Genomic DNA, 6,333 nt, shown 5'->3' with positions numbered 1-6,333 from the left:
AACTTCGAGCGGCCGGGGTCGCCCTGACGGCCGGAGCGACCGCGGAGCTGATTGTCGATACGGCGCGACTCGTGCCGTTCGGAGCCGATGATGTAAAGGCCGCCGGGCTTCTCCACGGTCTTCGCGGCCTTGCTGCCCTTGGCCGGCTCGATCTCGACGATCTCCTTGGCGTTCAGCACGGCTTCACGGAATTTCTCGATCTCGGCCTTGATCTCGGCGATCTTGGCGGTCTTCGCGGCTTCATCGGTTATATCAGCGGTCTCGACCTGCGTGCGCATTTCCAGCGAGCCGCCGAGTTTGATGTCGGTGCCGCGGCCGGCCATGTTGGTGGCGATGGTGATGGCGCCGGGCACGCCGGCTTCGGCGACGATATAGGCTTCCTGCTCATGGAAGCGCGCATTCAGCACCGCGAACAGTTTTGCCGGCTTGCCCGAACGTGCCGCGGCATAGAGCTTGTCCATGCCCTTCGGATCGGCGAAGTCGATCATCTTGTAGCCGTTCTTGAGCAGGAAGTCGGCGAGCACTTCCGACTTCTCGATCGAAGCGGTACCGACCAGCACCGGCTGCATGCGTGCATTGGCGCGCTGGATCTCGGCCAGGATCGCGGCGTTCTTTTCGCCGTGCGTACGGTAGACCTCGTCATCCTCGTCGAGACGGTTGATGCCGATATTGGTCGGCACCTCGACGACTTCGAGCTTGTAGATGTCGAACAGTTCGTCCGCTTCGGTCAGCGCCGTACCGGTCATGCCGGCGAGCTTCGCATACATGCGGAAATAGTTCTGGAAGGTGATCGAGGCCAGCGTCTGGTTTTCCGGCTGGACGGTGACGTGTTCCTTGGCTTCCAGCGCCTGGTGCAGGCCTTCCGAATAACGGCGGCCCTGCATCATGCGGCCGGTGAATTCGTCGATGATCACCACCTCGTCGTCGCGGACGATGTAGTCCTTGTCGCGGGTGAACAGCGAATGCGCGCGCAGCGCCTGGTTGACGTGATGCACGACGGAGACGTTCTCGACGTCGTACAGGTTCTCGCCCTTGAGCTGGCCGGCATCGCGCAGCAGGGTTTCGATCTTCTCCATGCCGGCTTCGGTCAGGGTCACCGTGCGCTGCTTCTCGTCGACCTCGAAGTCGACCTTCTTCTCAAGCGAGGGCAGGAAGGTGTCGATGGTGTTGTAGAATTCCGAGCGGTCGTCGAGCGGGCCGGAAATGATCAGCGGCGTGCGCGCTTCGTCGATCAGGATCGAGTCGACTTCGTCGACAATCGCGAAATTGTGCCCGCGCTGGACCATGTCCTCCAGCCGGTACTTCATGTTGTCGCGGAGGTAATCGAAACCGTATTCGTTGTTGGTGCCGTAGGTGATGTCGCAGGCATAGGCCGCCTGGCGTTCGGCATCATCGAGGCCGTGCACGATCACGCCGGTGGTGAGGCCGAGGAAGCCGTAGATCTGGCCCATCCAGCCCGAGTCGCGCTTGGCGAGGTAATCGTTGACGGTGACCACATGCACGCCCTTGCCGGCGAGCGCATTGAGATAGACGGCGAGGGTGGCGACGAGGGTTTTACCTTCGCCGGTCTTCATCTCGGCGATGTCGCCTTCATGCAGCACCATGCCGCCGATCAGCTGCACGTCGAAATGGCGCTGGCCGAGGGTGCGCTTGGCGGCTTCGCGCACGGTGGCGAAAGCGGGGACGAGGATATCGTCGAGGCTCTTGCCGGCTTCGAGCTGCGCCTTGAATTCGGTGGTGCGGGCCTTCAGCGCTTCGTCGGAAAGTGCGGCGATTTCGCTTTCCATCGCATTGATGGCAGCGACGCGCGACTGATACGTCTTGATGCGGCGGTCGTTGGCGGAGCCGAAGAGCTTGCGGGCGAGCGCGCCGATCATCACGAAATCCTGTCTTCTCGATGCGGCCCGGGAGGGCCGTGGAATTGGTTCAGCGGATCGCCTGTCCGAACGGCGCTCCGCCTGCCGACATGAAGGCCGGCGGGTGATCAGTGGAGGTCGGGCGATCTGGGGTTCAAACGGCCACGGCGCAGCCGAAATCGCACCTTCGCCACCGGCCCGGTCGGGGAGAGATATGGGGCGTGTGGGGGGATGTCAACGGCGGCAAGGTGTCAAGGATTTCATGATTTTGACAGAGTTTTCGCGTTGCCAAGTTGAGTTGTTTGGGAGAGTGTCCCGCCGTCCCAACAGGCACCTTCAGATTGAGGAAATTCCGATGACCTTCGTATCGCCCGCCCAGAAGCCGGGCCAGCGCCCCGGCCTGACCCTGGCCTCGCTCACCGGCGCTGTTGCGGTGGCGTTCCTGTCCAGTTTCCCGGTCTATGCGCAGGATGCGAACCCGGTTCTGGCCAAGGTCAACGGCCAGGAAATCCGCCAGAGCGATGTCACGATTGCCGAGGAAGAGCTCGGGCCGAGCCTCGCCCAGATGGACCCGTCGACCCGCAAGGACAACGTCCTGTCGTTCCTGATCGACATGAAGATCGTCGCCAAGGCCGCCGAGGACAAGAAGGTGGCCGATCGCGAGGAGTTCAAGTCGAAGCTGGCTTTCGCCCGCAATCGCCTGCTGATGGACAGCCTGCTCGGCACCGAAGGCAAGGAAGCGCTGACCGACGCGAACATGAAGAAGGTCTATGACGACGCCGCCAAGCAGATTTCGGGCGAGCAGGAAGTCCATGCCCGCCACATCCTGGTGGAGAGCGAGGACGAGGCCAAGAAGATCGCCGAGGAACTGAAGAAGGGCGCGAATTTCGCCGAGCTGGCGAAGAAGTCGTCGAAGGATCCGGGCGCGGCCGATGGCGGCGATCTCGGCTTCTTCACCAAGGACCAGATGGTGCCGGAATTCTCCAAGGTCGCCTTCGAGCTGGAGCCGGGCAAGATCTCGGACCCGGTGAAGTCGCAGTTCGGCTGGCACATCATCAAGGTCGAGGAAAAGCGCAACCGCCAGGCGCCGTCGTTCGATCAGGTGAAGCCGCAGATCGAGCAGTATGTGGTCCGCAAGGCCCAGGCCGACTACGTCACCAAGCTGCGCGAAGCGGCGAAGGTCGAGCGTCTGGATCAGGCTGCTGCGACGCCGGCCCCGGCCGCCAAGGATGCGCCGAAGCCGGCTGACACCAAGATGGCGCCGCCGGCGAAGAAGTAACAAAACACAGGTTGCTGACGACAAAAGCCCGCCGAAAGGCGGGCTTTTTGCTGTCTGTGATGGAGCGCGAACAATGCGGTCTGCGCGTAGCACGGACGGGTGGGGGTGTCCCACGTGACGTAGAGTTTGGGGAAGCACCCCACCCGTCACGTCACTCGCAAGACCTCGCTCCGCGCCACCCTCCCCATTCGCTTCGCTCCGGGGAGGGAGAAGAAAGATCAGCCGATCTTCCGGCCGATATCCAGGAACTTCTGCCGACGCTGCTGGCGCACGGCTGCGGCATCCATGCCGCTCAGGTCCTTCAGTGCCTGCGCGATCGCGTCGCCAGTCGTGGCGATCATCGCCGCGGGATCGCGATGGGCGCCGCCCGGCGGCTCCTTCAACACGCTGTCCACCACGCCGAACCGCAGCAGGTCCTGCGCGGTGATCTTCATGTTTGTCGCCGCTTCCTGCGCCTTCGATGAATCGCGCCACAGGATCGAGGACGCCGCTTCCGGCGAGATCACGCTGTAGATCGCGTGTTCCAGCATCAGCACCTTGTTGGCGGTGGCGATCGCAATCGCGCCGCCCGAGCCGCCTTCACCGATGATGACAGCGACATTGGGCACGCCGAGCGCGAGGCAGGCATCGGTGGACCGCGCAATGGCTTCCGCCTGGCCGCGCTCTTCCGCGCCGATGCCGGGATAGGCGCCGGCGGTATCCACCAGCGACAGCACGGGCAGGCCGAAACGGTCGGCCATCTCCATCAGGCGAACGGCCTTGCGGTAGCCTTCGGGGCGGGCCATGCCGAAATTGTGCTTGAGGCGGGTCTCGGTGGTCGAGCCCTTTTCCTGGCCCAGCACACACACCGCCTCGCCGCGAAAGCGGCCGAAGCCGGCGATCAGGGCCTCGTCCTCGCCGAACTTGCGGTCCCCCGCCAGCGGGGTGAATTCAGTGATCAGCGAGTCGATGTAATTGACGCAATGCGGGCGCTGCGGATGGCGCGCGACCTGGGTCTTCTGCCACGGCGTCAGGTTCGCATAGAGTTCGTGCAGGGCGGCGACCGCCTTGTCCTCGATGCGGACGATCTCCTCGCCGATGTCGCTGCCGCCGGCGGCCAGCACGCGCAATTCGTCGATCTTGGAATCAAGCTCGGCGACCGGCTTTTCGAAGTCGAGATAGCTGCGCATGGGATCGGACATTCACTCGATATGGGGGGAAGTGACGGCGGGCGAAACTGCCGTGGCAGGCTTTTCGGGTCAAACCATGGCCGAAGTCAAGCCGAAGGCGTTTCTTTTCGTTGATAAATCAAAGGGTTGATTTTTGGTTGCCGGATCTTTGGAGGTCTTGCGACGCATTGCGCCGGCACCACCACCAGACGGCCCCGCCGGCGATGATTGCAAGCACCACGACCGCCAATACGCTGTAATGCCTGGCCTTGTGTTCCAGCCCGGCAAGGCCGCCGACATGCTCCAGCAAAGTCACGGCGAACACCGCCGGCAGCACATGCGCCGGTGCCCAGATGATCGCGGCCGGGATGTTCGCCGGATAGAATTTGGCCGGCGGCATGCCCAGCGCGCCGGCTGTCACGGGCACGAAGGCCCGGATCGGTGGCACGAAGCGGGCGAGGAACACCGCCAGCGCGCCGAAGCGCGCGAAGAACGCTTCGCTCTGCGCGATAACGCCGGGATAGTTCTTCAGCGGCCAGATCTGCAGGATGTCGCGCTGCCGCACATGGCCGATCCAGTAGGCCGCGCCATCGCCGAGAATGGCGCCGCTGATCGCGGCGGTCAGCACCGGCACGAGCTTCAGATCGCCGGCCGGGATCAGCGCCGAGAGTGCGAGGATCAGCGTGGTGCCCGGAATGAAGGTGCCGAGGACCGGCACGGCTTCCAGCAATGCCGCCAGGAACACGGTGAGATAGCCAAGCCAGGCATGGGCAGCGACGAATTGCGTGATGGCTTCGATGATGTGGTGCACAAAAGTCCGATCTGGTCGTGGGCCGCAGGATACCTCAACGAATTCCGGCGGGTTGAGCATCGCCCAATTCGCAGGGCAGGGCTCCAAAAACTGTCATTACAACCTATCTATATGATTACATTTTGGAACTTTGCCGTTCCCATGGGCTTTGTCCGCGCGCGGCTCTCTGCTACGTTCCGCAAAGCACCCCATCCGTAGCCAAACTGAAAGACTGGTTTCGGCATTCCCGGGACCACGGAGGATCGATGACCGCCGCCATGACGAAAGCGCAAGAACAGTCCGCCGAAGCGTTGACCGGCATTCCCGACATCAAGGTGTCGGTGCGCAAGGTATTCGGCATCGATTCCGACCTTGAAGTGCCGGCCTTCTCCAAGACCGATCCGCATGTGCCGGATGCCGATCCCGACTACCGCTTCGACCGCGCCACCACGCTCGCCATTCTCGCCGGCTTCGCCCGCAACCGCCGCGTGATGGTCACCGGCTTCCACGGCACCGGCAAGTCGACCCATATTGAGCAGGTCGCTGCCCGCCTGAACTGGCCCTGCGTGCGCGTCAATCTGGACAGCCACATCAGCCGTATCGACCTCGTCGGCAAGGACTCCATCGTGGTCCGCGACGGCAAGCAGGTCACCGAATTCCGTGACGGCATCCTGCCGTGGGCGCTGCAGCACAATGTGGCGCTGGTGTTCGACGAATACGATGCCGGCCGCCCGGACGTGATGTTCGTGATCCAGCGCGTGCTGGAAGTCGCCGGCCGCCTGACCCTGCTCGACCAGAACAAGGTCATCAAGCCGCATCCGGCCTTCCGCCTGTTCGCCACCGCCAACACGGTCGGCCTCGGCGACACGTCGGGCCTCTATCACGGCACCCAGCAGATCAATCAGGGCCAGATGGACCGCTGGTCGATCGTCACCACGCTGAACTATCTTGCCCATGACGAGGAAGTCGAGATCGTGCTGGCCAAGGCCAAGCACTACCAGACCGCCGAGGGCAAGGACATCGTCAACAAGATGGTGCGCCTCGCCGACCTCACGCGTAACGCCTTCGCCAATGGCGATCTCTCCACGGTGATGAGCCCGCGTACGGTGATCACCTGGGCCGAGAACTCGGACATTTTTGGCGATATCGGCTTCGCCTTCCGCGTCACGTTCCTGAACAAGTGCGACGAACTCGAGCGTCCGCTGGTCGCAGAGTTCTATCAGCGCTGCTTCAACGCCGAACTGCCGGAAAGCTCGGTGA

Annotated in this window: 5 protein-coding genes; 2 read left to right on the top strand and 3 right to left on the bottom strand. The window is 63.1% G+C overall.

The features are described from left to right. The coding region (secA, locus tag ACIQ17_RS29495) for a preprotein translocase subunit SecA (RefSeq protein WP_398472991.1) at positions 1-1,877 on the bottom strand (1,877 nt) is incomplete at its 3' end. A gap of 334 nt (positions 1,878-2,211) precedes the next feature. Between secA and ACIQ17_RS29490 the strand changes: the two genes are divergently transcribed. After that, positions 2,212-3,135, top strand: a complete 924-nt coding sequence (locus ACIQ17_RS29490; protein WP_398472989.1) for a peptidylprolyl isomerase — start codon at positions 2,212-2,214, stop codon at positions 3,133-3,135. A 218-nt stretch (positions 3,136-3,353) separates the two neighbouring features. On the opposite strand, the gene ACIQ17_RS29485 is transcribed toward ACIQ17_RS29490, so the two are convergent. Together ACIQ17_RS29485 and ACIQ17_RS29480 are read right to left on the bottom strand one after the other, a co-directional pair. Next, positions 3,354-4,316, bottom strand: coding sequence for an acetyl-CoA carboxylase carboxyltransferase subunit alpha (locus tag ACIQ17_RS29485; RefSeq protein WP_398472988.1), 963 nt, complete (start codon positions 4,314-4,316; stop codon positions 3,354-3,356). Positions 4,317-4,422: 106 nt separating this feature from the next. Continuing rightward, the gene (locus tag ACIQ17_RS29480) at positions 4,423-5,094 is read right to left on the bottom strand and encodes a DedA family protein (protein ID WP_398472987.1); all 672 of its coding nucleotides are present in this window, start codon (positions 5,092-5,094) and stop codon (positions 4,423-4,425) included. Positions 5,095-5,339: 245 nt separating this feature from the next. Here ACIQ17_RS29480 and cobS point away from each other — a divergent pair. Then, a partial coding sequence (cobS, locus tag ACIQ17_RS29475; protein WP_398472986.1) for a cobaltochelatase subunit CobS occupies positions 5,340-6,333 on the top strand: 994 nt, incomplete at its 3' end.

Origin of the sequence: Tardiphaga sp. (assembly GCF_044340795.1) — a bacterium.
GTDB lineage: Bacteria > Pseudomonadota > Alphaproteobacteria > Rhizobiales > Xanthobacteraceae > Tardiphaga.
The sequence above is the reverse complement of the archived record's forward strand: the minus strand, read 5'-3'. Positions and strand labels throughout refer to the sequence as shown.